Origin of the sequence: Sphingomonas sp. NIBR02145 (genome assembly GCF_027359115.1) — a bacterium.
Classification (GTDB): Bacteria; Pseudomonadota; Alphaproteobacteria; order Sphingomonadales; family Sphingomonadaceae; genus Sphingomonas; species Sphingomonas kyeonggiensis_A.
Genome location: NZ_CP114791.1, coordinates 4,401,498 through 4,424,331, shown reverse-complemented (window position 1 = coordinate 4,424,331; position 22,834 = coordinate 4,401,498). Strand labels below are relative to the sequence as shown.

General features: G+C 65.9%; 32 protein-coding genes and 2 pseudogenes. 17 read left to right on the top strand and 17 right to left on the bottom strand.

Annotation, left to right across the window (positions count from 1 at the left end; all coding sequences use genetic code 11):
• Positions 1 to 75: 75 nt before the first annotated feature.
• The 4 genes from O3305_RS20330 (at position 76) to O3305_RS20315 (ending at position 5,280) form a co-directional block, all read left to right on the top strand.
• Entirely contained in the window at positions 76 to 1,233 is a 1,158-nt protein-coding gene (locus O3305_RS20330; protein ID WP_269574162.1) for a TIGR03032 family protein, read from the top strand.
• Between the two features lie 164 nt (positions 1,234 to 1,397).
• Positions 1,398 to 1,874: an RNA polymerase sigma factor gene (locus tag O3305_RS20325; RefSeq protein WP_269574161.1), complete on the top strand. Its 477-nt coding sequence runs from the start codon at positions 1,398 to 1,400 to the stop codon at positions 1,872 to 1,874.
• Positions 1,875 to 1,913: 39 nt separating this feature from the next.
• On the top strand, positions 1,914 to 2,903 hold the full coding sequence (locus O3305_RS20320; protein ID WP_269574160.1) for a FecR family protein: 990 nt from the start codon (positions 1,914 to 1,916) through the stop codon (positions 2,901 to 2,903).
• Between the two features lie 4 nt (positions 2,904 to 2,907).
• Positions 2,908 to 5,280, top strand: coding sequence for a TonB-dependent receptor (locus tag O3305_RS20315; RefSeq protein WP_269574159.1), 2,373 nt, complete (start codon positions 2,908 to 2,910; stop codon positions 5,278 to 5,280).
• 113 nt (positions 5,281 to 5,393) lie between these two features.
• Here O3305_RS20315 and O3305_RS23175 read toward each other — a convergent pair.
• The 9 genes and pseudogenes from O3305_RS23175 to O3305_RS20270 all read right to left on the bottom strand — a co-directional run.
• Positions 5,394 to 5,579: pseudogene (locus O3305_RS23175) on the bottom strand (Arm DNA-binding domain-containing protein); the annotation flags it as partial.
• Between the two features lie 839 nt (positions 5,580 to 6,418).
• Entirely contained in the window at positions 6,419 to 6,961 is a 543-nt protein-coding gene (locus O3305_RS20305; protein ID WP_269574157.1) for a GNAT family N-acetyltransferase, read from the bottom strand.
• The gene (locus tag O3305_RS20300) at positions 6,952 to 7,236 is read right to left on the bottom strand and encodes a type II toxin-antitoxin system TacA family antitoxin (protein ID WP_269574156.1); all 285 of its coding nucleotides are present in this window, start codon (positions 7,234 to 7,236) and stop codon (positions 6,952 to 6,954) included. Before O3305_RS20300 ends, O3305_RS20305 begins: the two co-directional genes overlap by 10 nt.
• A 309-nt stretch (positions 7,237 to 7,545) precedes the next feature.
• Entirely contained in the window at positions 7,546 to 7,743 is a 198-nt protein-coding gene (locus tag O3305_RS20295; RefSeq protein ID WP_269574155.1) for a DUF6771 family protein, read from the bottom strand.
• Positions 7,744 to 7,953: 210 nt separating this feature from the next.
• Complete coding sequence (locus tag O3305_RS20290) at positions 7,954 to 8,745, bottom strand: HvfC/BufC N-terminal domain-containing protein (protein ID WP_269574154.1); 792 nt, start codon at positions 8,743 to 8,745, stop codon at positions 7,954 to 7,956.
• On the bottom strand, positions 8,742 to 9,572 hold the full coding sequence (gene bufB / locus O3305_RS20285; RefSeq protein ID WP_269574153.1) for an MNIO family bufferin maturase: 831 nt from the start codon (positions 9,570 to 9,572) through the stop codon (positions 8,742 to 8,744). The genes O3305_RS20290 and bufB overlap by 4 nt, the downstream gene beginning before the upstream one ends.
• Positions 9,573 to 9,636: 64 nt before the next feature.
• Positions 9,637 to 9,909 (bottom strand): BufA2 family periplasmic bufferin-type metallophore, encoded by a 273-nt coding sequence (bufA2, locus tag O3305_RS20280; RefSeq protein WP_269574152.1) that lies wholly within the window; start codon positions 9,907 to 9,909, stop codon positions 9,637 to 9,639.
• Positions 9,910 to 9,992: 83 nt separating this feature from the next.
• On the bottom strand, positions 9,993 to 10,634 hold the full coding sequence (locus O3305_RS20275; protein ID WP_269574151.1) for a DUF1109 domain-containing protein: 642 nt from the start codon (positions 10,632 to 10,634) through the stop codon (positions 9,993 to 9,995).
• Entirely contained in the window at positions 10,631 to 11,170 is a 540-nt protein-coding gene (locus O3305_RS20270) for a sigma-70 family RNA polymerase sigma factor (RefSeq protein WP_269574150.1), read from the bottom strand. Before O3305_RS20270 ends, O3305_RS20275 begins: the two co-directional genes overlap by 4 nt.
• Positions 11,171 to 11,381: 211 nt before the next feature.
• Here O3305_RS20270 and O3305_RS20265 point away from each other — a divergent pair, with 211 nt between their 5' ends.
• The 5 genes from O3305_RS20265 (at position 11,382) to O3305_RS20245 (ending at position 14,157) form a co-directional block, all read left to right on the top strand.
• Positions 11,382 to 11,660: a BufA1 family periplasmic bufferin-type metallophore gene (locus O3305_RS20265; RefSeq protein ID WP_269574149.1), complete on the top strand. Its 279-nt coding sequence runs from the start codon at positions 11,382 to 11,384 to the stop codon at positions 11,658 to 11,660.
• 60 nt (positions 11,661 to 11,720) lie between these two features.
• Positions 11,721 to 12,185, top strand: a complete 465-nt coding sequence (locus tag O3305_RS20260) for a DoxX family protein (protein ID WP_269574148.1) — start codon at positions 11,721 to 11,723, stop codon at positions 12,183 to 12,185.
• A gap of 89 nt (positions 12,186 to 12,274) precedes the next feature.
• Positions 12,275 to 12,829, top strand: a complete 555-nt coding sequence (locus tag O3305_RS20255) for a sigma-70 family RNA polymerase sigma factor (RefSeq protein ID WP_353739208.1) — start codon at positions 12,275 to 12,277, stop codon at positions 12,827 to 12,829.
• Complete coding sequence (locus O3305_RS20250) at positions 12,822 to 13,517, top strand: anti-sigma factor (RefSeq protein ID WP_269574146.1); 696 nt, start codon at positions 12,822 to 12,824, stop codon at positions 13,515 to 13,517. The genes O3305_RS20255 and O3305_RS20250 overlap by 8 nt, the downstream gene beginning before the upstream one ends.
• Before the next feature lie 79 nt (positions 13,518 to 13,596).
• On the top strand, positions 13,597 to 14,157 hold the full coding sequence (locus O3305_RS20245) for a fasciclin domain-containing protein (protein ID WP_269574145.1): 561 nt from the start codon (positions 13,597 to 13,599) through the stop codon (positions 14,155 to 14,157).
• Positions 14,158 to 14,306: 149 nt separating this feature from the next.
• Here the strand turns inward: O3305_RS20245 and O3305_RS20240 are convergent, their stop codons facing one another.
• From O3305_RS20240 to O3305_RS20225, 4 genes are read right to left on the bottom strand one after another with little or no spacing between them, the layout of a single operon-like run.
• The gene (locus O3305_RS20240; RefSeq protein WP_269576574.1) at positions 14,307 to 14,882 is read right to left on the bottom strand and encodes a JAB domain-containing protein; all 576 of its coding nucleotides are present in this window, start codon (positions 14,880 to 14,882) and stop codon (positions 14,307 to 14,309) included.
• Between the two features lie 5 nt (positions 14,883 to 14,887).
• Complete coding sequence (locus O3305_RS20235; protein ID WP_269574144.1) at positions 14,888 to 15,334, bottom strand: hypothetical protein; 447 nt, start codon at positions 15,332 to 15,334, stop codon at positions 14,888 to 14,890.
• A 39-nt stretch (positions 15,335 to 15,373) separates the two neighbouring features.
• Entirely contained in the window at positions 15,374 to 15,694 is a 321-nt protein-coding gene (locus O3305_RS20230) for a hypothetical protein (RefSeq protein WP_269574143.1), read from the bottom strand.
• 36 nt (positions 15,695 to 15,730) lie between these two features.
• Positions 15,731 to 16,258: a helix-turn-helix domain-containing protein gene (locus O3305_RS20225; RefSeq protein ID WP_269574142.1), complete on the bottom strand. Its 528-nt coding sequence runs from the start codon at positions 16,256 to 16,258 to the stop codon at positions 15,731 to 15,733.
• 198 nt (positions 16,259 to 16,456) lie between these two features.
• Between O3305_RS20225 and O3305_RS20220 the strand changes: the two genes are divergently transcribed.
• Genes O3305_RS20220 through O3305_RS20210 form a run of 3 tightly spaced genes read left to right on the top strand, consistent with a single transcriptional unit; the run spans position 16,457 to position 17,608 of the window.
• Positions 16,457 to 16,660, top strand: coding sequence for a DUF6961 family protein (locus O3305_RS20220; RefSeq protein ID WP_269574141.1), 204 nt, complete (start codon positions 16,457 to 16,459; stop codon positions 16,658 to 16,660).
• A gap of 7 nt (positions 16,661 to 16,667) precedes the next feature.
• A complete protein-coding gene (locus tag O3305_RS20215) occupies positions 16,668 to 17,114 on the top strand; it encodes a hypothetical protein (protein WP_269574140.1) in 447 nt (148 codons plus the stop codon).
• Positions 17,114 to 17,608, top strand: coding sequence for a DUF5818 domain-containing protein (locus O3305_RS20210; protein ID WP_353739207.1), 495 nt, complete (start codon positions 17,114 to 17,116; stop codon positions 17,606 to 17,608). The genes O3305_RS20215 and O3305_RS20210 overlap by 1 nt, the downstream gene beginning before the upstream one ends.
• A 92-nt stretch (positions 17,609 to 17,700) precedes the next feature.
• Here O3305_RS20210 and O3305_RS20205 read toward each other — a convergent pair whose 3' ends face one another.
• Complete coding sequence (locus tag O3305_RS20205; protein WP_269574139.1) at positions 17,701 to 18,327, bottom strand: SOS response-associated peptidase family protein; 627 nt, start codon at positions 18,325 to 18,327, stop codon at positions 17,701 to 17,703.
• A gap of 238 nt (positions 18,328 to 18,565) precedes the next feature.
• On the opposite strand from O3305_RS20205, the gene O3305_RS20200 reads away from it, so the two are divergent.
• The gene (locus O3305_RS20200) at positions 18,566 to 18,898 is read left to right on the top strand and encodes an SOS response-associated peptidase family protein (protein ID WP_269574138.1); all 333 of its coding nucleotides are present in this window, start codon (positions 18,566 to 18,568) and stop codon (positions 18,896 to 18,898) included.
• Between the two features lie 33 nt (positions 18,899 to 18,931).
• The gene (locus tag O3305_RS20195) at positions 18,932 to 19,321 is read left to right on the top strand and encodes a hypothetical protein (protein ID WP_269574137.1); all 390 of its coding nucleotides are present in this window, start codon (positions 18,932 to 18,934) and stop codon (positions 19,319 to 19,321) included.
• Positions 19,322 to 19,348: 27 nt separating this feature from the next.
• On the opposite strand, the gene O3305_RS20190 is transcribed toward O3305_RS20195, so the two are convergent.
• The gene (locus O3305_RS20190) at positions 19,349 to 19,429 is read right to left on the bottom strand and encodes a DUF3606 domain-containing protein (RefSeq protein WP_269576572.1); all 81 of its coding nucleotides are present in this window, start codon (positions 19,427 to 19,429) and stop codon (positions 19,349 to 19,351) included.
• A 201-nt stretch (positions 19,430 to 19,630) separates the two neighbouring features.
• On the opposite strand from O3305_RS20190, the pseudogene O3305_RS20185 reads away from it, so the two are divergent.
• From O3305_RS20185 to xth, 3 genes and pseudogenes are all read left to right on the top strand, one after another.
• A pseudogene (locus tag O3305_RS20185) lies at positions 19,631 to 20,314 on the top strand (ATP dependent DNA ligase); the annotation flags it as partial.
• A 254-nt stretch (positions 20,315 to 20,568) separates the two neighbouring features.
• On the top strand, positions 20,569 to 21,306 hold the full coding sequence (gene ligD / locus O3305_RS20180; protein WP_269574136.1) for a non-homologous end-joining DNA ligase: 738 nt from the start codon (positions 20,569 to 20,571) through the stop codon (positions 21,304 to 21,306).
• Positions 21,287 to 22,060 (top strand): exodeoxyribonuclease III, encoded by a 774-nt coding sequence (xth, locus tag O3305_RS20175; RefSeq protein WP_269574135.1) that lies wholly within the window; start codon positions 21,287 to 21,289, stop codon positions 22,058 to 22,060. The genes ligD and xth overlap by 20 nt, the downstream gene beginning before the upstream one ends.
• On the opposite strand, the gene O3305_RS20170 is transcribed toward xth, so the two are convergent.
• Together O3305_RS20170 and O3305_RS20165 are read right to left on the bottom strand one after the other, a co-directional pair.
• Positions 22,027 to 22,413, bottom strand: a complete 387-nt coding sequence (locus tag O3305_RS20170) for a hypothetical protein (protein WP_269574134.1) — start codon at positions 22,411 to 22,413, stop codon at positions 22,027 to 22,029. The genes xth and O3305_RS20170 overlap by 34 nt on opposite strands.
• Entirely contained in the window at positions 22,413 to 22,676 is a 264-nt protein-coding gene (locus O3305_RS20165) for a DksA/TraR family C4-type zinc finger protein (protein WP_269574133.1), read from the bottom strand. The genes O3305_RS20170 and O3305_RS20165 overlap by 1 nt, the downstream gene beginning before the upstream one ends.
• Positions 22,677 to 22,834 lie beyond the last annotated feature (158 nt).

Sequence of the window (22,834 nt, the reverse complement as noted above, 5' to 3'; positions counted from 1 at the left end):
GCGCCGTGACGGCGTCTTTCAAAATAGTGACAATCGCGCGGGTGCGACGTGCCCGCAGGCTTGGGGACGCGACAAATGACCAAGGCGGTGCAAGAAGCGGCAGGGAATATGGCATCGGCGAGCACGGGAGCCGCGAGCGCGCCGGACGCGGCACCCCCCGCGCCTGCGCCGGGAACATCGCAGATCAGCGTATCGCGCGGGCTCGGCGCCTGGCTGGCGACGCACCGCACCAGCCTGGCCTTCTCGTCCTATCAGACCGGGCAGCTGTTCCTGGTCGGGCGACAGCCGAACGGCACCGTCTCGTTCAACCAGCAGAATTTCAGCCGCGCGATGGGCCTGTCCTGGTCGAACGGCCGACTCTATCTCGGATCGCTCTGCCAGGTATGGCGGCTGGAGAACATGCTGCGCCCCGGCGAGCGCGGCAACGAGACCTTCGACATGGTGCTGGTGCCGCGCAATGCCCAGACGACGGGCGACATCGACATCCACGAGCTCGGCGTGGACAGCGATGGGCGCGTTATCTTCGTGAACACCAAATATAGCTGCCTGTGTACCCCGGACCTGACCCACAGTTTCAAGCCGATCTGGAAACCGCCCTTCATCTCGAAGCTGGCGCCGGAGGACCGCTGCCACCTGAATGGCATGGCGATGGCGGATGGCCGCCCCGCCTATGCGACCGCGGTCAGCCGATCGGACGTGCTGACCGGCTGGCGAGAGCGTCGGCACGAAGGCGGCGTGATCGTCGAAGTCCAGACCGGCCGGATCGTCACCGACCAGCTTTCGATGCCGCATTCCCCCCGAGTGGTGGACGGCCGGCTCTATGCGCTGGACAGCGGCCGCGGCCAGATCATCGAAGTCGATCCGCGGACCGGCGAAAAACGCGACATCGCCTTCTGCCCGGGCTTCCTGCGCGGGATGACGATCCATGACGGCCATGCGATCGTGACCGTCTCCAAACCTCGCGACGGGACGTTCAAGCACCTCTCGCTCGACGGCGAACTCAAGGCGCGCGACGCGGAAGCATGGTGCGGGCTGCTGATCGTCGACCTGGCCACCGGCAATCTGGTCGAGTGGATTCGTCTGGAGGGCCATATCACCGAGCTGTTCGACGTGACGGCGATGCCGGGCATCGCCTGCCCGATGGCGGTGGGCCCCGACACCCCCGAAATGCGCGGCACGATCAGCTTCGACGCCACGCTGCTGGACAGCGCCCCGCTCTCGCAAGCCGCGTGAGCGGCGGGGCTGGGCCGGGCCGGGCACATTTCGGCAATGTGCTTGACGTTGCCCGGCGGAAAGGCTCTGCTGCACCGCAGCATTGCGAAAGCAGGGTGCCGCTGCGGGTCAATGGCGGGCGAAGGGTGCAGGGGGAAAGTCAGAACACACTGGTCGCGACATTCATGCAGCACCGGGATGCGCTCGCCCGCTTCCTGGCGATACGCTGCGGCACCGACAGCGCCGAGGATCTCACCCAGGAGCTCTGGATCAAGGTCCAGCAGGTCCGTACCGAAGTCGATGTTCCCCTCGCCTATCTCTACCAGATGGCGCACCGGCTGGTCCTCGATACCCGCAGAGGCGCTTCGCGCGGGCGGGACCGCGAGCAGGACTGGAGCTTCACCCAGGGCATCACCGAAGCGGTGGAGGCACCGATGGCCGAGCGTGCCCTGCTCGCGCGCGAGCATCTGCATCAGGTCGAGCGGACGCTCGCCGAAGTCGGCACCCGGGCGATGCGCATCTTCACCCGCTACCGGGTCGACGGGATCGAGCAGCGGCGGATCGCCGAGGAGATGGGGATCAGCATCAGCACGGTGGAGAAGGATCTGCGCCGGAGCTATGCGGCGCTCGCCCGCTTGAGGGACGACAGCGATGCGGTTTAGAGCGGCCCATGGCGTCATCGGCGCGAGGAGATGCCGAGGATGAGCAAGCAACTGTCCGACGCCGAGGAACAGGCGGTCGCCTGGGCAATCCGAGCCGACGCGCCCGGTTTCGTCGAATGGGAAGCGCTGGAGCAATGGCTGGCCGCGGATCCGCACCACGCCGTGCTGTTCGATCGCGCCGCCAGCAGCGCGCACGACGCCGCCTTCGCCATCGCCGCGGTGCCGGCACGCGACCGCTTCACGCTGATCAAGGGCGACCTTGCGGACCCCGTCGAGGAAGCGCGCCGCCCCGCGCACCGCGGCTGGGCAATGGCCGCGCTCGCCGCCGGCGTGGCAGCGCTGGCCTTCGGCACCTCCTGGTTCCTGCAGCAACCGAGCCCTACGCCTGAGCAGATCGTCGGCACCAAAACGGGCGAGGTTCGGATGCTCGCGCTCGGCGACGCGAGCAGCGTGACCTTGCGCAGCGACAGCGAGGTCCGCTTCCTGCCCGCCAATCCGCGCGCGGTGCGCCTGACCCGCGGTCAGGCGAGCTTCCAGGTTCGCCATGACGCCGCCCATCCCTTCACGGTTACCGCCGGCGCTGTCGAAGTCACCGATCTTGGCACGCGGTTCGACATCGATCGGGGGACGGATGCCACCACCGTCGCCGTCACCGAGGGATCGGTGGCGATCCGCGCGGCCGGCAAGCAAGTCGAGCTCCGGGCCGGGCAGCGAAGCGTCATCCCGAACGGCGCGGCACCGGGCAACCCGACCGGCCTGGTGGCCGGGCAAGGCTCCGAACGGCAGGGCGGCGCGTTGAGCTATGACGACGTCACCTTCGCCCGCGTCATCGCCGATGTGAGCCGGCGGACGGGCATTCGCATCCGGCTGGCACCGGACCTGGCAGGCCGGCACTTCGCGGGGTCGATCAACCTGGACGGTTCGCCCGAGGCCGTGATCTCGCGGCTCGAGGCCGTACTCGGCGTTTCCGCCCGCCGCGATGGCGATGGCTGGACCTTCGCACCGGCAGCGGACGGGAATCCGAACTAGCCTCGTGACCGCACTCCTGCTTGGCCCTCCCTGCCGATATGCGTGCGCGCTGCTTCTGCCGGCGCTGTCGCTGACCGTCGGGGCGGCGCCTGCCGGGGCGCAGGAAGCCCGAACCGTCCATCTCGACCTGCCCGCCGGCCCGGTCTCCACTGCCCTGCGCGCGATCGCCCTGCAGGCCGGCGCGAGCTTCGGCACTGACGATCCAGCGCTGCTCCGCCGGCGGGCGCGACGGCTGCGCTTCGATGGCGGGATCGACAAGGCGATCGAGACGGCCCTGGCCGGGACCGGGCTGGTCGCGAGACGGGTGGCTCCCGGAAGCTGGCGCGTCGCGGCGGCGCCTCCTCGCTCACGGCCGCGCCCGTTCAAGCCACCGCCACCCCAAGTCGCGCCCGACATAGTGGTGACCGGCAGCAAGATGGATGTTTCCCTCGCCCATTATCCGGCGAGCGTGGCGGTGATCGACGGGAGCGACATCGCCCATGTCACCGGCGAACATGGTACGCTGGCCATCGCTGAACTGCATCCGACACTGCTCTCGACCCGCCTGGGGCCGGGCCGCAACAAGCTGTTCCTGCGCGGCATCTCCGACAGCAGCTTCTCGGGCGCCAGCCCGTCGCTGGTGGGCCAGTATCTGGGGGACCAGAGGCTCGCCTATGCCTCGCCCGACCCCGACCTGCGCCTATACGATATCGAGCGGGTCGAGGTGCTCGAGGGGCCGCAGGGCTCGCTCTATGGCGCGGGGTCGCTCGGCGGGGTGTTGCGGATCGTGCCGAACGCGCCCGACCCGCGGCAAGTCTCGGGTGAGGCATGGGCCGGCGCCAGCGCTACCGCGCATGGCGCCGGAAGCATGGACGCCGGGCTGGTCGCCAACCTGCCGCACGGCGAACGCGCCGCCGTGCGGGTGCTCGGCTATCACGAGAAGATGGGCGGCTATATCGACGATGTCGGACGAGGGAAGAAGGACATCAACGGCACCCAGGTCACCGGCGGGCGGATCGCGGCGCACACGGCGGTCGGCGCGCGCTGGTCGCTGGACCTGACCGCGATCGGCCAGAACGTACGCAACGCCGATGCGCAATATGAGGAGCGCATGCTCGGTCGCCTCGTCCGCGCCTCCGCCTTTGCCCAGCCCTCGCATCATTTCTACCGTGCCCTGGCCGTATCGGTCGCCGGCCCGCTGGCTGGCGGGCGCCTGCAATCGAGCTGGGGGCTGGTCGATCAGCGGCTGTCGCAGGTGTTCGATGCCACCCAGCCCGACGAGGAGCCGATCGCCTATCGCCAGCGCGATCACATCTCGCTTCTTTCCAGCGAGACGCGACTGACCCGCAGCTTCGGCAAGCGCTGGGACGCATTGATCGGCTTTGCCGCGCTGCGCTCGATCGCAATCCAGGCGCGTAGCACCGGGGCACCGTTGCAGCCCGTCAGCCTTGGGACACTGGACAGCCGGGTACGCGAAGCCACGGTCTTCGGCGAGGCGCGCTGGCATCCGGACGACCGGCTGACAGTGAGCGCCGGCGGCAGGGTTTCCTTCATTGAGATGCGCGGCGCCGCGACCGGGGTTCTCGCCAAGCCCGCCCCGGGCACCACGCCCGCCCCGCCACTGCGCCGCCAGCGGCTCTCGACCCCCAGCCTCGCCCTTGCCTGGATGCCGGTGTCACGGGCTACGCTCTATCTGCGCTATGCAGGCGGCTATCGGCCCGGCGGGCTGACGGTGAGCGGCGCGATCGAGCGGTTTACACCGGACACCGCGCGAACCGCCGAGATCGGGTTTCGGATGCAGGCGTGGGAAAGCACCGGTCTGCAGATCGAGGGAGCGCTGGCGCGCACCGACTGGCGCAATGTGCAGGCCGATACCGTCGATGGGCTCGGGCTCCCGCACACGGCTAATGTCGGTGACGGGATCGTTCGCACCGCCACCTTCCAGTTCCGTCTTTCGCCAGCACGCGGCGTGACCGTGGCGGCGGGCGGCTTCGTCGCCGACAGCACATTAGTCGGCTGGGTACCCTATCTGGAGCAGACGGTGCGCTCTCCGCTTCCAAATGTCGCGCGGCACGGCGCCGTGCTGTCCCTCGGCTACGAAGGGCGGACCGCTTCCGGGAGCAACTTTCGCGCAAATCTCCGCGCCCATTCGCTCGGGCGTTCGATCCTGGGCTTCGGGCCAGAGCTCGCGATCGAGCAGGGCGACTATGCCTATTTCTCCGGCAATCTCAGCCTCGACATCGGCAGGACCACCCTCTCGCTGGAGGCGTTCAACCTGTTTGACACGCGCGGCAATATCTTTGCCCTGGGCACGCCATTCACTCTGGGGACCACTATGCAGGGCACCCCCCTGCGTCCCCGAACAGTCAGATTGAGCCTCCTGCGGCGTTCCTTCTGATAGCATGCTTCAGGTGAGGAAACGACGTGGCGGGCATTGGCACGAAGCTTCCAGCGCTTCTTCTCGACCATCGGGTCGATACCGTCGACGATCATCCTGCGCGCGGAGTCGCGCTTGGCGCGGGCATCGGCCAGGCTGACCTCAGGCCATACACCGAGGGCGAGGACCTTCTGCTTGCCGAGAAAACGATAGCGGAAGCGCCAGTATTTGGCTCCGTTCTGCATCACCAGGAGGAAGAGAGAGCGCCCGTCGCCGATCTTGCACTGCTTCGCTTTGGGCTGGGCGTTTCTGATGACCACCAAAATTGGTGGTCTGTCGGCAAACCCGTCCAAATCCCGTCGGAAAGATACTTGAAGAAGCGTCTTCCCAGCCACTTACGCGACGATCACGGACGTCACTGGATGGGGAAAATGGTACCAGAAGAGAACCTAATAAATATTGACATCAATTTGAGAAGATTTTTCTAAATAAAATCGACGTCAATTCCATACCACCAAATACACCCAATTTGCAGAGCGTGGATCGGGTTCGAGTCCTTGGCAACGTACCTTCATCTAAACTTTCCAACAAAACATCTATACTACAGCGCCGCCGCCGTGTCCATGCGGACGCCCTCGGATTTATCGATTTTTCCTCACTAAACAGCGGGACTCACATTCTAGAATATCGATCCGGATCATTTCCAGGGGGCACCAAGAATGAGCTTCCCGGTCTTGAGCGCCCGCGCGCAACTCGCGCTAATCGGACATGCTCCCTGTCCGGAGGTACGGCCCGCGGCAGCGGTCGCCACAGGCTGCGAAAGCCGCTCTCTCAATCTAAATTCCGCGAAAGGCGCACTGCACCATGGTCCGGTTGCGCAAACCATTCACGATGTGCGTAAAACCATCACATACCGCAGAATTTGCGAAATTTAATCGCGCGGGTGCGAGCCATCACCGCCCAACCGAGGCGAGACCTCGATTGGGAAATCGCGCTACGCCAACCCATCCCGTGGGCTCGAGGGTCGGCAATCGTGGAATCGGAAGGAGATTGACGCGACCCAGTCTGCTCGCGGGTTCTCAGCCCGGCTCGGCTGTCCGAAAAACGACTACAAATTTCGGACAGCCGGCATTCGTTACGAGCGCCGATAAGGCCGATATCATTCAACGATGCTTTGGCGCACCGTTTCGATAGGCAGGAACAAGGTCCTGGAGCCCGCTGGAAAAATCTGGAAGCCGTACTTGGTGTAGAAGCTCACGGCGTCATCATCGATCGCATGGACGATTAAGGCGCGAAGCCCACCAATGCGCGAAGCTTCCGCGGTTCGCTGCAAGGCCTCGCGAAGGAGCGCCGGCCCTAATCCCTTGCCAGCATGGCGTTTGTCGACTGCGAGACGGCCCAGCACCATCACTGGAACGGGATTGGGCAAGCCTTGACGAATCTTCTTCGGCACCTCTTCGCGCGTGACGCTTCCAAAGGCGAGCGTGTAATACGCAACTACATTGCCGGCATCCTCGCCTAGCCTGGCATCGACGACATAGGTCCGGGACGCCTTGCCTTCATTGTCGAGGGCATGGGTCTTGAGCCAACTGTCGAGCGGCGGCTTGCCGCACTCGAAGCCGTCCAGTCGATGGTCTGCGGTGATTGGCGTCGGTGCCGCGTAAGCTGGTCTGGGGGCGCCGAGTGGCTCAATTACTCCCAAGGCGACTTGCTCGCCATCAGCTTGCGCAGCGCGTCGACCGGCGCTGGCGGGTTTTCAAGGACATCGGCAAGGGCATCGCTCGCCTCGGCATCGAGATGGAAAACGCGCTGATCCAGCAGTACATCGATCGCACGCTGTCGAGCGCTCTCGAGCACGAACTCGGTGCGTGATTTATCGATGGTCGCGGCCGCGCGATCGATGAGGTCGCGCGTCTGCACGGGCAAACGCATCGTGATCGATGTATCGGCCTTCGGCCGTTCCGCTACGCTGGCCATGATCCCATCCTTGGTACGTCTCACCCGGCACATATTGGAATTGTACTAACAATGTCAATACAGGCAATTTTGGATGCGACCTTCTTCAGCGTGCTGAAAGCGGTCGACGCTCCTCATAGGCGGTGATCCCGCAAGCCGTGCTGCCACCGGTCGGGCGAGTAGTCCCCAGGAAATATCAGCTGATTATACCCTGCGGGGTATAAACCAGAAATATACCCCGCAGGGTATAGGCCCGCCCCGCCGATCAAAGGGCGGTCCACCGAAGCGACCTGTTCGGAAAGCCGAACTGAGCCAGGGGCCGAACGAATTCTACAGTTCGAACGAAAACTGCCGCCCGTCCTCGACGGCAAAGGAATGACCATCGAGTCGGGCCGCCACGGCTCGCGCGAGTTCGGTCGCGGCCTGCTCGCGCAAGCGAGGGCTGGGAGCAGTGATACCCACTCGCGCCCAGCCCGGCGCATGCAGAATAGCCTCTGAGATATCGGTCGGGTCGGCGAATCGGTCCATAAGCTCAGAATAGAACAAAATATGAACATTGAAAGCGTCCACGTGCCAACCGCTGCGTCGGGGCAAGGCCTACCTCACCGCTTGCGCCGCAAGGACCAGACGAGACCGGCCAGGCTTGAGATGACCGCCGCCAAGCCCAGAAGCATCGCTTCGTTGAGAATGATCATGACAAACTCCTGTTTGGAGTCGACTCATGTTCACTCTATGTTCCTACATTTCAAGCTGATTCTTCGCTCGGGGCGATCCAGCAGCAGTATCGATACCGACGATCAGCCCGTCGGCAAGCCACTGGCCGAGCATCGCGCCAGCGCGCGCGACGCCAGCATTCTCGCCAAGCGCCTCGGCCAGCGCGGCGCACAGGTCCGGGAACGGCATGCCCGACCGAGCCCGGAGCACTGTCTGATATTCGAGCTGATCGGCCGCACGGAAGCGCGGTGCTTCCCCGTCACGCCAGGCCAGGATAGCGCCCACCTCGGGCAAATAGGCCACCGACGGCGGTTCCGCGCCCTCCGCCAGCGCCGACCAGATGGCGGGCGCATTGGTGGTCAGCGCGGCAAGGTCCAGCGAGGGAGAGAAGCCCAGCACGGCACGATCCCAGTCGACCGCGCCGAGATCCGCGACGGAAAGCGCCGCAGCATTGGGCGCGACGAATGCCTCGGCAAGCGCTAGGTCGATCCAGGCGAGCTCGGCGACCTCCGGATCGGCGGGATACAGCAGCGCCAGCGTGGCGGGGAAATCGCGGGGATAGGCGTCGAGCGTCCAGGTGCTCGGCTGCACACGGGCGACATGCGCGACCACGGCCTGGTGGAACGCATCCCCGCCGACCCAGTCGCGCGTCCGGGCGAAACTTTCTTCCAGGCAGGCGGCGAGCTGCGCGCGGAAATTGTTCTGATGGATGCGCAGGCCCGGGGCGACATCATCACCGCCCAGCCGATCGACGGCGGCCTCCTCCTCGCGCGCCAGCCAGGCGCGCATGTCGCGCTGCAGCTCGAGCAGGCTCATGCCGCCACCCGCATGCCATCGGCCGCGATGCGCCGGGCAGTGCCGAGCTCGGCGAGCAGTTCGTGCAGCGGTGGGATCGCGTCGTCACGCTCGATCATCGTCGCGACCGGACCGAGCCGGGGCAACGCATGGGCGTAGAGCTTCCATACGGACACGGGCACCGGTTGGTCGTGCGTGTCGATCAGCAGCTCGCTGCCGTGGCTGTGCCCGGCGAGATGGATCTGGCGCACCCGCGCATGCGGAATCCCGTCGAGATAGGCGAGCGGGTCGAAGCCGTGATTGCTCGCGCTGACGAACACATTGTTGATGTCGAGCAACAGGCCGCATCCGGTACGTGTGCAGAGCGCGTCGAGGAACGCCCATTCGGTCATGTCGGCGGGTGCGAAATCGATATAGGTCGAGGGGTTCTCGATCAGCATCTCGCGACCGAGCGCGTCCTGCGCGCGCGCGACATTGTCCGCCACCACGTCGAGCGCCTCGTGGGTATAGGGTAACGGCAGCAGATCGTGCGAATTGAAGCCTTCGATCCGCGACCAGCTCAGATGATCGGAAACGAAGACCGGTTCCACCTCATCCACGAGCGCGTGCAGCCGCGCGAGATAGGCGCCGTCCAGTCCATCGGCCGAGCCGAGCGACATCGACACGCCGTGCAGTGCCACCGGATAGCGCTCGCGCACCTCGCGCAGGATCCGGCGCGGGCGCCCGCCCTCGACCATGAAGTTCTCGGAGATCACCTCGACGAAATCGACGGCGACCTTGGTCTCGAGGAACTCCGCATAATGCGGCTTGCGCAGGCCCAGGCCGAAGCCGGCAAAGGGAGGGATCATCGGGGCGGTCCTGAATAGGGTTGGCCGGCCCGGCGCCTGGGGAGCGCCGGGCCGGCCGAGGGGGTCACTTCGGCGCGGTCAGGCTGCCGCTGGCGGCCTTGCATGCCTTGGCGGTCACTTCCTTGAAGCCCTGGCCCTTGCAGTCGTTCTGACCCTTGCAGTCGTTCTTCGCGGTCTTGCAGTCCGAGGTGCCCCTGCAGGTGTTGATGCCATAGCAATGGACGACCTTGGCAGCACCGGCGCCCGACTTGGCGATCGCGGTGGTCGGCGCGGCGGCGGTGATGGCGATGACGGCGGCGGAAGCGGCGAGGCTGACGCCGGTGCGGACGATGGTCATGGGGGATACTCCAGAATAGGTTCAGCCGGATTGGCTCTCCCTATTCGGGCCCGCGGGGGCCCCGGTTACAGCCGTCAGCGAATTTACCAGCGCAGCAGCCGCGGGCCGAGCAGCGCGCCGAGCGAGGCGGCGAGCAGGATGCCCAGCGAATACCAGGTCAGCACGAAGATCGCCGACACCTCCGGGCAGTGCATGCAATAGACGGTCGCGGCAAAGGCGCCCGCCGCGAGGCCCGCCGCCGCACCGGCTGCGCGTAGCCTGGTCGGTGCCAGCCGGCGGAACGACCAGAGCAGCCCGATGAAAATCGGCATCGCCAGCGCCAGCACCAGCCAGGGGCAGATCATCCAGCTATGCCCCAGCCACATCGCCAGCCATTCGCCAGGCGGCGTGCGTGCAAGCTCCGCGACGCCGAGGATGGCGAGCAAGCTTACCGGCACCACCAGCAGCCAGGCCCAGCGCAGCCGGGCGCTGTCCGGCCGGGCGAGCTGCACCACCATCACCACCGCCGCGATCGCGAGCGAGAAGGTATAGCTCCACTTCACCCAGAAGGCGGTGCCACGCATCGCGAGACCGAGATCCGGCCGGATGCCGAGCACCAGCGCCACCAGCGCCGCAGAGACGAGGCCTCCCAGCGCGAGGCCGATGCCGAGCCGCCAGCCGACCGTGCGCCGCGGCACCGGAGGCACGTTTTGCGAGAGGCGGGAGATGAGGTCTTCGGTATTCATCGCGCGCCTCCCTGGATACGCGCCACCAGCGCCTTCAGCCCGCGATGCACCGATACCTTCACATCGGATTCGCCGATCCCGCCTGCCTCGGCAGCTTCGACCACGCTGAGGCCCTCAATGCGAGTGGCACGGATTGCAACGGCCTGCTTCACGGGAAGTACCGCCAGCAGGTCCTCGATATCCAGCCTGGCCACGAGCGCATTCTCGAAATCCGCCGCTACCAGCGTCTCCTCCAGTCCTTCGATCGGCTGCAAACGGCGCGTGCGACGGAAATGATCGACCATCTTGTAGCGGGCGATAGCGAAGAGCCATGCCGTAAAGGCGCGCCCGCGGTCATAGGTGGCACGGCGCGTATGCACCGCGATCAGCGTTTCCTGCACCAGATCCTCGATATCGTCATCCGAGCCATTTGCGCGGTGCCGGTAAAAGCCACGCAGGAGGGGAACGAGCAAACGCAGTAATGCCGCATGGGCAGCGGCATCGCCGTCCAGCCCATCGACCATCAATGTACGCAGCGCATCCTCGTTCGCTCGCATTCCCGCTCCTCGAGCAAGAGTTCGGCTCGATCGAACCGAAGGTTACACGTGCTCCGAAATTTTTTTCGAGCGCTTTTTGTAACGCAACCGCAGGCGACAACGAACTGGCAGGGTGATCGGCTTCTCCCGCCTCCTCGTCGATCACCGCGCGGCCCGGCTTCCCCCGGCATGGGCCGCGCGCCGGAGGCATGGTTCATGAAGGACAGATATCATGCGTTCGACCAACGCTACCCTCGCCGCCACCCTCGCCATCGCCGTCGCTGGCGCCGCGCTTGCCCCCGCCGCCCCGGCCCAGACCAAGCCCGCCATGGAGAAATGCTACGGCGTTTCGCTGGCCGGCAAGAATGACTGCAAGGCCGGCGCCGGCACCAGCTGCGCCGGCACCTCCAAGGTGAACTACCAGAGCAATGCCTGGAAGCTCGTCAAGGCAGGCACCTGCACTACGATCAAGACGCCCAAGGGCAATGGCTCGCTGACCCCCAAGGCCTGAGGCCGCGCGGCCGGGGCGCGCACCCGCATGCGCCGGCCGCCGCTTTCGGAGACGCTCCCCATGACTTCGCCAACCGCATTCTACCTGCACCTCACCCGCCGCGTCTCCTCGCTGGTACCGGATGCGCTGCTGCTCCTCCTCGCGCGGCTGGGCATTGCCGGCGTGTTCTTCATGTCGGGCCGCACCAAAGTGGACGGCATCCTGCACATCACCGACGGTACCTATGAACTGTTCCGCACCGAATATGCGCTGCCCCTGGTCCCGCCCGGGATCGCGGCGGTGGCGGCGACCTGGTCCGAACATGTCTTCTCGATCCTGCTCGTGCTGGGCCTGGCGACGCGCTTCTCGGCGCTGGCGCTGTTCGCGATGACGCTGGTGATCGAGATCTTCGTCTATCCCGATGCCTGGCCGACGCATCTGAGCTGGGCGGCGATCCTGCTGCCGCTGGTCGCCCGCGGCGGCGGTGCCTGGTCGCTCGACGGGGCCCTTGGCAGACTGCTAAACCCCACCACCTATGAACACTGAGTAGTCGGTCAGCGACTGCCTGGGCGCTGCCAGAAAATGTAAGGCTGACAGGATGGTCGCGCTTCGATAGGCTCCCTGCGATGGTCGATATGGCATCTGCGAGAAGAGAGAAGCTCGTCGCCGATCTCGGCCTGGTCGCCGATGGCAACGAAGCCGCCCTGCGTGACGTCTATGATGCAACGTCCGCGAAGCTTTTTGGCGTCTGCCTGCGTATCTCGGGAGACCGCGAAGCCGCCGAGGATATCTTGCAGCAAGTGTACATCAAGATTTGGAACCGGGCCGGGCGCTTCGATGCCAAGCGTTCGAGCCCGATCACCTGGCTGTGCGTGATCGCCCGCAACACTTCGCTCGACTGGCGGCGGGTAAACGGCAATGCCGCATATCTGCCCGAGAGCGCGGCCGCAGCGATCGCGGACGATCGCCCGCTCGCTCCGGACAAGATCGACGCGGAAGCACAGCAAGCGCGGATCTTCGATTGCCTCGACGCGCTCGAGGAGCGCCCGCGACGTGCGATCCGCGCCGCGTTCTTCGATGGCCTGACCTATGCGCAACTCGCCGAGGCCATGTCGGTGCCGCTCGGCACCCTCAAGAGCTGGGTGCGCCGCGGACTGATCCAGCTCAAGGGATGCCTGGGCGATGCCTGAACCGATGACGCCCGAGGAGCGCGACGCGCTCGCCGCCGAGCTGGCTTTGGGCCTGCTCGAAGGCGATGACCGCACCCGCGCGATGCGGCTATTGTTGTCCGATCCCGAATTTGCCGCTGCCGTCGATGGCTGGAACCTGCGCTTCGAACCGCTCTATGGGCAGTTCGAGGCACAGCCCTCGCCCGAGCTCTGGCCCGTTATCCAGCGCCGCCTGCACGGCACGGACAATCGCCGCATGCGGCGCAGCCTCGCGCGCTGGCGGATCGGCGCGGTTGCGAGTGGCGCGCTGGCCGCGTCGCTTGCCGCGATCCTTCTATTGCGGCCCGCGCCGGTCGAAATCGTGCGCGCGCCGGACAGGGCGGTGATCGCCCAGCTCGGCAGCAGCGATGCGCCAGCACTGCTTGCCGCTGCCTATGATCCCGCGCGCGGCGTTCTGCGCATCCGGGCCGTCCGCCTGCCGGGCAGTCAGCTGGCGCCCGAACTCTGGGTGATCCCGGCGGACGGCGTGCCGCGCTCGCTCGGCCTGGTCTCGGCGGACGGCGTGAGCCGGGTCGATGTTCCGGTGCCCCATCGTGCCCTGCTCTCGGACGGCGCCACGCTGGCGATCACGCTCGAGCCGCGCGACGGGGCGCCGCACAAGGCGCCCAGCAGCGCTCCGATCGCGGCCGGAAAAATCTCGACGATCTGAGCTTTGGCTGCATCCGCCGGACACCCGCGGCCGTAGCTTCTCCGCACCCAGGCTCCGGGTGCCGGAGAAGGAAGCCAGAATGCCCAACCTCAAGAAGCTCAGTCTCGCGATCGCCGGTTCGGCGCTGCTCGCCACCGGTGCGGTCGCAGCCGTCCAACACTATCCGATGGTCGGCGGCGCAGCGATGTACCCGACCAAGAACATCGTCCAGAATGCGATGAACTCGAAGGATCACACCACGCTCGTCGCCGCCGTCAAGGCGGCCGGGCTGGTCGACACCCTGTCCGGGCCTGGACCCTTCACGGTCTTCGCTCCGACCAACGCCGCCTTCGCCAAGCTGCCTGCGGGTACCGTCGACATGCTGGTGAAGCCTGAGAACAAGGCCAAGCTCACCACGATCCTCACCTATCATGTCGTCCCCGGCAAGATGAGTGCCGCAATGCTGGCCAAGAACGCAGCGATGCACGGCGGCAAGGCGATGCTCACCACCGTGCAGGGCGAAAAGCTCACCGTCACGAAGGGCCCCGGCGGCGGCTGGTGGGTCGTGGATGCGAAGGGCGGCAAGGCCAAGATCACCATCGCGGACGTCAACCAGTCGAACGGCGTGATCCACGTCATCGACGGCGTGCTGATGCCCTGATCCCCCGACGCGTTCCTTTGGGAGCGCGCCGCTGCGCCTGTCGGTGACGGACATCCCTCCTGTCGGCCGATGCCGGCAGGCGCAATGCCGAAAGCCGCCGTTCGCCCTGGACGGCGGCTTTCCCGTGCTCAGAAGAGATGAATGCGCAATCAAAGCAATCCTTCAGCGCGAAAGCTGAAGACCTCCGCGCGCGTCACGATGAGGTGATCAAGGACCCGCATGCCAAGGCACCGCGCGGCTGCGACGACCTGCTGGGTCAAGCCGTCGTCCGCGCGGCTGGGCTCCGCTTGTTCCGAGGGGTGATTGTGGACGAGTATCAAGCCTGCGGCGCCAAGTTCGAGTCCGCGGCGAACGATCTCCCGAACATAGACCGGGCACTCGTCGATCGTCCCTTGGGCGGGCACCTCTTCGCGCAGCAGACGGTTGCCGGTGTCGAGATAGAGGATACGCATCTGCTCGGTGATCTCGCTTCCCTGCGCGAAGCGTAGATAGTCCTTGAGATCGGCATAGTGCTTGATGACCGGTCGGTCCTCGATGCCTTGCCGCAGCGCCCGGCCCATCGCCTGCCGGATCGTCACAAGCCGGTCCGTCAGCTCCGCATCCCCCTGCACGGCGCGGAAGATCTCGGCGCGGGGGGCCAGCAGCGTCGCGCGCAGCGATCCGAAATATTGGAGCAGCCGGTCGGCATCGGCTGCTGCATGGGTTTCCCGCCCCGGCCGAAGCAGCGCGTTCAGAAGCTGCCGGCAGCGCGGCGACGGCTTGCCCGATGGTGCCCGATTATGCCGAGGGAGAGGAGGAACAGCGCCGGATAGCTCGAGGCGCCCACCATCAGTGCATAGGCCATCCGCGACAAGTCGGGCGTGACCATCCGGGCCAGATGGCCCGTCGTCGATATCGCCTGCAACGCCACTACCCATATCAGCCACCGCCGGTCGGCCTGGACCATGACCCAGACCAGCGCGCCCAGCAAGCTCAGGTCCACGATCAACACGCCGATTTCGATTGTCCGGTAGCCGCCGGTCACGCTCGACTTGAGCAGGATCGATCCGGCGGCCGCCGCAAGGAAGAGAAACGCTACGATCCGCTCCGGCCAGCCGCCCCAGCGCAGTGCCGCCAGGCACAGCAAGGGCAGGATCAGCCAGAAGGCATAGACGTAGAGATAAGCCGCGACCACCATCCGCCCACGGGATCACCATGGGCGGCGGCGGTCAATGCGTCACGCGACGCGGCGCAGCGCCGCATTCGGCTCGCAGTCGGGCCCGAAGGTGAGCGGGATCCCGAGATCCTCGGACAGGGCGGCGAGCATCCGGTGCGCGTCCGCAAAGCTGTTCGCCGCGGCGACCGCCTGGCTGGTCGCGGTGGCGATCAGTGCGAGCGCCTCGGCGCCGGTCTGGGGCGGCAGCTGCGCCTTGTCGCGCTGCTCGATGATCGTCGCGATGCAGCGCGCGCCCTGCGCGGCGCTGTCCTGCGCGGCCTTCTCGGCGGGAAAAAAGACATGGGCCACCGCCTGGGCGGCTTCGATACGGGTCTTGGGCATGCGTGTCTCCTCGCCCGGAGGGCGAGGCCCCGCGGGTCAATGTCTGGGTTGCATGAGGTCGGCGAGCGCCTGGAAGCCTTCGGCCAGAGGCCGGGCCGCCGCGGCGACGATCACGATCGCGGCCGCGATCACCGCGGCCAGGGCAATGCGGTGGACAGGGCTCAGGTCATTGCGGCGCGCTCCGCTGGCGAGCGGCTGAAGCGCGGGGATCTCGGGCGAGGCGTCCCTCCTGGCCGCCACGTCGCGAACGACATTTGCCCCCCGTTCAACCACGTCGAGTTGATAGGATGGGCCCTGGCTAACGGGTATCGGCCTCGCCGCCGCTTCCCCCTGGGTGGGTATAACCACCGGGTGGGTACGGTTCTCGAACTCCGCAAAGGCGCGGGCCGCGGAGAAGCGCGAGTTGGTATCGAGCTTGCGGAGCGCCGCCTTGATATGCGCCTCGACCGTCTCGTCGCTGATCCCGAGCAGCAGCCCGATTTCCTTGGCGCCCCGATCACGCGCGACGAGCCGCAGGCACTCGGCCTGGCGCGGCGAGAGACTTTGAAAGAGCTCGGGTTTCATCGTCCGTGGGGATACGCAATCGCTCAGGGGGATGCATCCGAATTGGCGGTGCCGGTGCCGATCATGAACCGAAATGGACGGATATCCCCGGAGGGCCGCCGGCCCCATCACGACGCCGACGGACGTGCTCGGACCGAACCGGCACGAAGCCGTGCGTGCCGACTGGCAGCGCAGGCAGACGCGTGGCAAAGAAGAGGAATGCCGCTTCGCGATATCGAGCTCTGGTCCGCCGCCAGCATGGTCCTCGCGACCCATGGCGAACGTGCGCCGCTGTTCGTCGCGGAGCGGATCGGCGCGCTGGCGCTGGCCGGCGATGCCGAGGGCATCGCGGTCTGGCAGGCGATCGCGCGCCGGCTTTCCGAGCTGGGTGCGGATGCCGGCCCTGTGGCCGTGACGCACTGAGGACATCATGCTGCTTTCGCTTCTGGGTATCGTCACCACCGGTGTCGCCTTCACCTGCACGCCCGTCGCGGTGTGGGACGGCGATGGCCCGATCTGGTGCGCCGAAGGCCCGAAGATCCGGCTGCACGGGATCGCCGCGCGCGAGGTGAAGCGGGTGCGTGGCGGGATCGTCGATGGCGGGTGCAAGCCCGGCCATCCTTGTTCGGCCATATCCGGAGTTGTCGCCCGGGACCGGCTCGTCGCTTTGCTTGGCGGCGCCAGAGGGAGCTTGCCGACCGGGCATATCCGCGTGACGGCGCCTGCGATGCGCTGCATTTCCTATGGCTCGGGCAAGGGCACGCGCACCGCCGCGGCCTGTTCGCTCCCGGGCTTAGGCGACCTGTCCTGCGCTTTGGTCCGCGCGAACGTCGTGCTGCGCTGGCGATCCTATGGTGGTGACGAGGTCTGCCGCTGATGCCGCTGGGTGTCGCGCTTAGCCTCGAGGGGCTTCTGCTCGAGGATGGCCGGCATCTGTATCTGCGCATGGACGATGGCGGCGGCTGGCGCATCGAGGCGGGCTGGTCCGCCCGCAAGCTCGTCGGTCAACGGGTTCGGATCGAGGGCACGCGCGACGGGTTCGACCTGTGGCGGCGAAGCGGGTCGTGCCTGTCTCCGGAACGGAGTGAATCTGATTCGTTTCGGAGGAAGTTTCGGGGGCCACTCACCCGAATGTGGGATGCAGGCGCGGTTCCTGGCTGCCTAGGAGCGAGAGGCATCTTCCGTTGCCCGGTCAATCCCTCCCCTACGCGCCGTTCGAAGCGTCGCGCTGGCGATCCTTTCATCGAGAGACCGGGTGGCGCACGGCCGGGTGGCCGACGCGCATGTCCAGGCCGCCCGCGGCTAAAGGCGTTGGCGCGTGTTTTCCCAAGCACGTTCTCATCATCCGGCTTTGCCGGGAGATGTGTGTAGGGCGGCCGCCGCCGCGGAACACACCGGCGGCTCGCGTTGGTACATATTGAGTTAGGTCCAGCACGGTGCCGGAGGATGGCGGCGAGTAACGTCTAGAGAAGCGTCGGCAACGGCTCGGCGGGCGGAGTACCGTGAACCTGGCGGACCGCGAGAGTGCCGGCCGGAAGGATGCGCAGCGCGTCTGCGGCGGTAGTAGCAGCGTCGAGCCACGCTGCCCATTGATCGCGCGCGAGGGGAATGACCTGTCGATGGTGATATGGCGCTACATCAGGACCAGCATCCAACGTCAGCATCGTGAAGGCCTCGCCGATCACCGGATCCCTGCGCCAGATTCCAGCAATGGCAAACCAGTCGTGATCATTGAGCGTGAACAGCCACTTGTTCTGCCGCTTCTGCTTCGGATCATCGGACTTGGTGAATTCGTAGAACCCGTCGGCGAGGATGAGGCACCGATTGGCCGCGAAGTCGCGGCCCTCCGCGCGATAGTTATAGACCGGCTTGCCCGTCAGTCCCGGCCAGCTCCATCGCCTGTTGACCAGTGCGCCTCGCCCGCTCTCGCCCTGCGGATTGGTGACGATCGGAGCGACATCGGTGATCATGATGTCCTCGCGCGCGGCCACATTGGGTGTGCCCTCCGGCGTATCGATGTCGATCTCTAGCTCGTCGAAATCCTCCATGATCGAGGCGATATCCACCTCGAGGCGATAATCATTGCACATGAGAGATCCTCGATTTGCACGCAGGCTTCGTTCGCATTATGTTCTCACCATGCAAGCGAGTCCCTTCGAGTCGGATGCACCCTTTGGCAGCCGCAAGATCATCATCCGGCGCAACCCGCGGTCGGGCAAGCCCCAGGCGATCGAGGCCAGCTGGGGGCTCGAGCCGTGGGAGCCGGACGGCAAACCATTCAGGTTCATTCGCTCCGAAGGCCGCACATTCCCCCATCAACGCTGCTTGGTGCCAGCGAGCGAATTCCAGGTGACCAATGGCGAGCGCAAGTTCCGCGTCACGCTCGACGACGGGAATTTCTTCTATCTCGCTGGGATCTGGCGCCCGAGCTCGGGCGAGCGTGACGTCAGCTACGCGATCATCACGATTCCGGCCAATCCGGACATCTTCTTCTACCAGGAGCGTCAGGGCGCCGTGTTGCTCCGGCGTGAGAACATGGCCTGGCTCGACCTCACTCAACCCGAATCCGAGCTGCTGAGGGCGCTGCCCAAGCACAGCTATCAGATCGAGGAAGTGGGCAAGCGGGGCCTCGCCGACCGCCAGCGCATGCTGGCTCTTTGATCGAGATCGCACATGTTCAGCCAGACATCTCCCATGACCGCGCCCGTCCAGCTAGCCTCCGCGGCGACCGCGCAACTCAATTCGGTTGCGCTGACAGGCGCCCAGATCGCCGCGGCGCTCCAGATCCTTGCGGGGTTACCGGAGCCGCAACGCGACGGTCCGTTTGCACAGGGGGTTGCGCTTCGGACCTACGCGCTCGATGCGGGCTTTTCCGACGTAGCGATCGCCGGTGCGGCGCTGCACGCGCGCGTTACGGCTCTCGCGAAATGGACGGCTCTGCACGACCCGCTACGGCAGTCAGATCCGGGAGCGGCGATCGAAGCGACGGCCCGCCACCCGCTTGTCCAAGTGGATGGCGGAATTGGCTTCGAAGGTGCGGCCTTTCAGGAAATGATCCTCTTCATCGAGGAATTGCCCTGGTAGCGTCCGGCCGAATCGAGCGACTACCGCCTATCGTTTCAAATAGGATGCGACCGCATCGGCTCCGCTGCCGACGGCATCGACGGCCTCCTGCAGACGTTCTCGGCTCACGCCGAACTTGTCCGTCCAATATTACACCTCGTAATCCTCACCCATCGCGATGCGGGAGCTGTCCTGCGGCGCGCGCAGGGTCTTGTTTTCCGCCATGTCGGTCTCCTCTTTTGCTGAGGGCCCAACGCTTCCGATTCCCGTGAGTTTCCGGTGGGTTGCGTCGGGGCGGAACGAACCGTTGCTGAATCGAGTCTAGGAGAGATGGCACGCATGGCCGTCAAATCCGTCAATCCTCCCCGGCGCCGCAAAGGCTCCTCCCTCAAGGATGCCCAGAAGCCACCGGCGTTTCGCCCTGTGCAACTCGCCCAGCTCGTCGACACCGTTCCGGCGGGCGATCGCTGGCTTCATGAAATGAAGTATGACGGGTATCGCACGCTCGTCGCCATCGGCGGCGGCAATGCGCGCGGATATACTCGCTCCGGCCTCGACTGGTCCGATCGCTACCCGGCGATCCTGCCCGAGGGCTCGAGCCGCCTGCGCTACTCCGAACATATCGTCGGCAATGGCGAGCGGCTGCTCGGCCAGTTCTGCGGGGCCGGTCTCGAGGGCGTGATCTCCAAGCTTGCGTCGAGCAAATATGTCGGGTCGCGCTCGGGAAGCTGGGTCAAGACCGAGTGCATCAAGCGGCAGGAATTCGTGATCGTCGGCTGGACGCCTTCGGACAAGTCGCGAACTTTCCGTTCGTTCATCCTTGGTCTGCACGATCAGGGCCATCTCCGCTACGCGGGCAAGGTCGGGACCGGCTTCGGCACCGACGAGCTATTCCGGCTCATGGAGTTGATGCGCCCCTTCGAGATCGAGGGTCGCACCCTCGAGGCCCCGCGCGTCGAGCTTCGGGGAGCGCACTGGATCGTGCCGAAGCTCGTCGCGGAGATCGCCTATACCGAGATGACCAACGAGGGGACGCTGCGTCATCCCAGCTATCTGGGTCTTCGGGCCGACAAAAAGCCCGAAGCGGTGGTGCTGGAGACGGAAGCGCCTGCCGCCATGGTGGGCGCGCCCGGTTCAGGCGTGAAGATCAGCAATCGCGAACGTGTGATCTATCCGGAGAGCGCGATCACGAAAGGCGAACTTGCGGACTATTACGAGGCGGTCGCGCCGATCATCTGCCCTGGGTCGGATCGCGACCGATCAGTCTGGTGCGATGCCCGCAGGGCCGGGCCCGGAAATGCTTCTTCCAGAAACATGATGCGGGGAGCTTCGGGGATGCCGTCCGGCATGTCGGCATCCAGGAGAAGGACGGCCATGAGGAGCCCTATCTCTATATCGACACAGCCGGCCTGATGACGTGCGTCCAGATGGGCACGATCGAGTTTCACGGCTGGGGTGCAAGGATCGAGGATGTCGAAAAGGCCGACCGGCTGGTGTTCGATCTCGACCCTGACGTCGGTCTCGACTTCGAGAATGTCCGCACCGCTGCCTTCCATTTCCGCGATATCCTGCGCTCGATAGGGCTGGAGACCTTCCCCATGCTCACCGGCGGCAAGGGCGTGCATGTCATCGCGCCGCTGACTCCGCGCGCGGAGTGGCCGGAGGTGAAGGACTTCGCGCACCGGCTGGCGCTCGCGGTCGCGCAAAGCGACCCGGAGAATTTCACGGCTGCGCTGCCGAAGGTACAGCGCAAGGGCCGGATCTTCGTCGATTATCTGCGCAACCAGCGCGGGGCGACCGCATTGATGCCCTATGCCGTGCGTGCCCGGGAGGGGGCGCCCGTGGCGGCGCCGATCATCTGGAAAGAAATGGAGACGATCGACAAGCCTTCGCACTTCTGCATTCGAGAGGCTGGTGAGCTGCTACGGCGCGCCGGATCCAAGGCGCTGTCTAACTGGGTCGCGCCGATCAGGAACTCCCGGACCTGTGAGGATCGCCACCTATAATGTGAACGGCGTGAACGGCCGGCTACCGGTGCTGCTGCGCTGGCTGAATCTGGCCGAACCCGACATCGTATGCCTCCAGGAGCTGAAGGCCCCGCAGGACAAGTTTCCGGAAAAGCCCATCCGGGACCTCGGCTATGATGTGGTCTGGCACGGGCAGAGCCGCTGGAACGGCGTCGCGCTCCTCAGCAGGATTGGCGAAATTCACGAGACGCGGCGAGGGCTGCCCGGCGACCCCGAGGACGTCCAGAGCCGCTACCTCGAGGCCGCGATCGGCGGAGTGCTGGTAGCTGGTCTCTATCTTCCCAACGGCAATCCGCGGCCGGGACCCAAATTCGACTTCAAGCTGCGCTGGTTCGAGCGCCTGCACCAGCACATGGCCGGGCTGGTCGCGCTGGACGCACCGGTGATCGTCGCGGGCGACTATAACGTCATGCCGACCGATCTGGACGTCTATGTGCCCGACCGCTGGCGCGACGACGCGCTTTTCGCCCCGGAGGTGAAGCAAGCCTATTTCAGGATCCTCGACCAGGGATGGACGGACGCGCTGCGCCACATGCATCCAGACGAAACGATCTACACCTTCTGGAAATATCTGCGCTTTGCCTTCGAGCGGAACGCGGGACTGCGGATCGATCACCTTCTGCTCAACCCGGTCGCTGCCCGAAGACTGATCGCAGCGGAAGTCGACAGGCGCCCGCGTGGCTGGGAGAAGACGAGCGATCACGCCCCCGTGTGGGTCGAACTATCGGATTGACCAGGACGGACCGCGTCCTCGAGACCGGCGAACCATTCGGCGTAATCGGTGGTCCTCGCGATGCGCCGGCTCAGGTCCGGTGCGCCGTCGTCCCACCAGACCGGCCCGCGCTCGCCCAAGGCATGCTTCGCGCGATCGACCGCGGCGCGCGCCTCGGCCTCTCCGGATGGGTCGTCACGCCGCTTCGCCACGCCGACCGCCCGCCTGGCAGCCATCAGGGCATGCACGAGCGTCTCTCGCTCGCGGTCAGGCAAGGCGGGGTTGGCCATCCGCCAGAGCCGGCCGCGCACGACGAAATAGCGACCGTCCGGCGTCACCGGATATTTTCCGGCAGGGCCTACCCCTTCCACCATCAGCGCAGTTGGCTGTCCTTGCTCCCGCGCCGATTGATTCCGGTGGAGCGGACCGCCGCATCGCGATCGGACTGGCACGCAATACAGGTGCGGCTCCCCGGCTGCGCCTTGCGCCGGGCCTCGGGAATCTCTTCTCCGCAATCTTCGTAATAGCGCGTGCCTTCGCCGGTCGCGAGTCTCGACCGCGCAAGGCTCACTGCGTCGGTGACGGTGTCCTCGATCTGCTCCTGCACGGCGCCATCCTGCGCCCAGCCATTGGCCATTTCCGATCCTCTCTGCACCGGAACGCGCGGCGCGCTCCTGGGTGCCGACGCGTCAAACGCGAAGGGCCGCCCTTTCGGACGGCCCTTCCATTGTCATCCGAACGCGGACAGCTCAGCCGAGCCGGACCCCCGCGGTGGAGGCCATGCTCAGAGAATTT

What these genes read in the sequence shown, in the direction of transcription:
- O3305_RS20255 (WP_353739208.1), top strand. Translation starts at nt 12,275, where the DNA reads ATGGCATCTGCGAGAAGAGAGAAGCTCGTCGCCGATCTCGGCCTGGTC.
- O3305_RS20325 (WP_269574161.1), top strand. Translation starts at nt 1,398, where the DNA reads ATGCAGCACCGGGATGCGCTCGCCCGCTTCCTGGCGATACGCTGCGGC.
- O3305_RS20165 (WP_269574133.1), bottom strand. Translation starts at nt 22,676, where the DNA reads ATGGCCAATGGCTGGGCGCAGGATGGCGCCGTGCAGGAGCAGATCGAG.
- O3305_RS20270 (WP_269574150.1), bottom strand. Translation starts at nt 11,170, where the DNA reads ATGCGAGCGAACGAGGATGCGCTGCGTACATTGATGGTCGATGGGCTG.
- O3305_RS20225 (WP_269574142.1), bottom strand. Translation starts at nt 16,258, where the DNA reads ATGAAACCCGAGCTCTTTCAAAGTCTCTCGCCGCGCCAGGCCGAGTGC.
- O3305_RS20195 (WP_269574137.1), top strand. Translation starts at nt 18,932, where the DNA reads ATGACCGCGCCCGTCCAGCTAGCCTCCGCGGCGACCGCGCAACTCAAT.
- bufA2 (WP_269574152.1), bottom strand. Translation starts at nt 9,909, where the DNA reads ATGACCATCGTCCGCACCGGCGTCAGCCTCGCCGCTTCCGCCGCCGTC.
- O3305_RS20210 (WP_353739207.1), top strand. Translation starts at nt 17,114, where the DNA reads ATGCCGCTGGGTGTCGCGCTTAGCCTCGAGGGGCTTCTGCTCGAGGAT.
- O3305_RS20245 (WP_269574145.1), top strand. Translation starts at nt 13,597, where the DNA reads ATGCCCAACCTCAAGAAGCTCAGTCTCGCGATCGCCGGTTCGGCGCTG.
- O3305_RS20215 (WP_269574140.1), top strand. Translation starts at nt 16,668, where the DNA reads ATGCTGCTTTCGCTTCTGGGTATCGTCACCACCGGTGTCGCCTTCACC.
- O3305_RS20205 (WP_269574139.1), bottom strand. Translation starts at nt 18,327, where the DNA reads ATGTGCAATGATTATCGCCTCGAGGTGGATATCGCCTCGATCATGGAG.
- O3305_RS20300 (WP_269574156.1), bottom strand. Translation starts at nt 7,236, where the DNA reads ATGGCCAGCGTAGCGGAACGGCCGAAGGCCGATACATCGATCACGATG.
- O3305_RS20330 (WP_269574162.1), top strand. Translation starts at nt 76, where the DNA reads ATGACCAAGGCGGTGCAAGAAGCGGCAGGGAATATGGCATCGGCGAGC.
- O3305_RS20320 (WP_269574160.1), top strand. Translation starts at nt 1,914, where the DNA reads ATGAGCAAGCAACTGTCCGACGCCGAGGAACAGGCGGTCGCCTGGGCA.
- bufB (WP_269574153.1), bottom strand. Translation starts at nt 9,572, where the DNA reads ATGATCCCTCCCTTTGCCGGCTTCGGCCTGGGCCTGCGCAAGCCGCAT.
- O3305_RS20170 (WP_269574134.1), bottom strand. Translation starts at nt 22,413, where the DNA reads ATGGTGGAAGGGGTAGGCCCTGCCGGAAAATATCCGGTGACGCCGGAC.
- O3305_RS20275 (WP_269574151.1), bottom strand. Translation starts at nt 10,634, where the DNA reads ATGAATACCGAAGACCTCATCTCCCGCCTCTCGCAAAACGTGCCTCCG.
- O3305_RS20235 (WP_269574144.1), bottom strand. Translation starts at nt 15,334, where the DNA reads ATGGTGGTCGCGGCTTATCTCTACGTCTATGCCTTCTGGCTGATCCTG.
- O3305_RS20220 (WP_269574141.1), top strand. Translation starts at nt 16,457, where the DNA reads ATGCCGCTTCGCGATATCGAGCTCTGGTCCGCCGCCAGCATGGTCCTC.
- O3305_RS20295 (WP_269574155.1), bottom strand. Translation starts at nt 7,743, where the DNA reads ATGGACCGATTCGCCGACCCGACCGATATCTCAGAGGCTATTCTGCAT.
- O3305_RS20260 (WP_269574148.1), top strand. Translation starts at nt 11,721, where the DNA reads ATGACTTCGCCAACCGCATTCTACCTGCACCTCACCCGCCGCGTCTCC.
- O3305_RS20250 (WP_269574146.1), top strand. Translation starts at nt 12,822, where the DNA reads ATGCCTGAACCGATGACGCCCGAGGAGCGCGACGCGCTCGCCGCCGAG.
- O3305_RS20290 (WP_269574154.1), bottom strand. Translation starts at nt 8,745, where the DNA reads ATGAGCCTGCTCGAGCTGCAGCGCGACATGCGCGCCTGGCTGGCGCGC.
- O3305_RS20265 (WP_269574149.1), top strand. Translation starts at nt 11,382, where the DNA reads ATGCGTTCGACCAACGCTACCCTCGCCGCCACCCTCGCCATCGCCGTC.
- O3305_RS20230 (WP_269574143.1), bottom strand. Translation starts at nt 15,694, where the DNA reads ATGCCCAAGACCCGTATCGAAGCCGCCCAGGCGGTGGCCCATGTCTTT.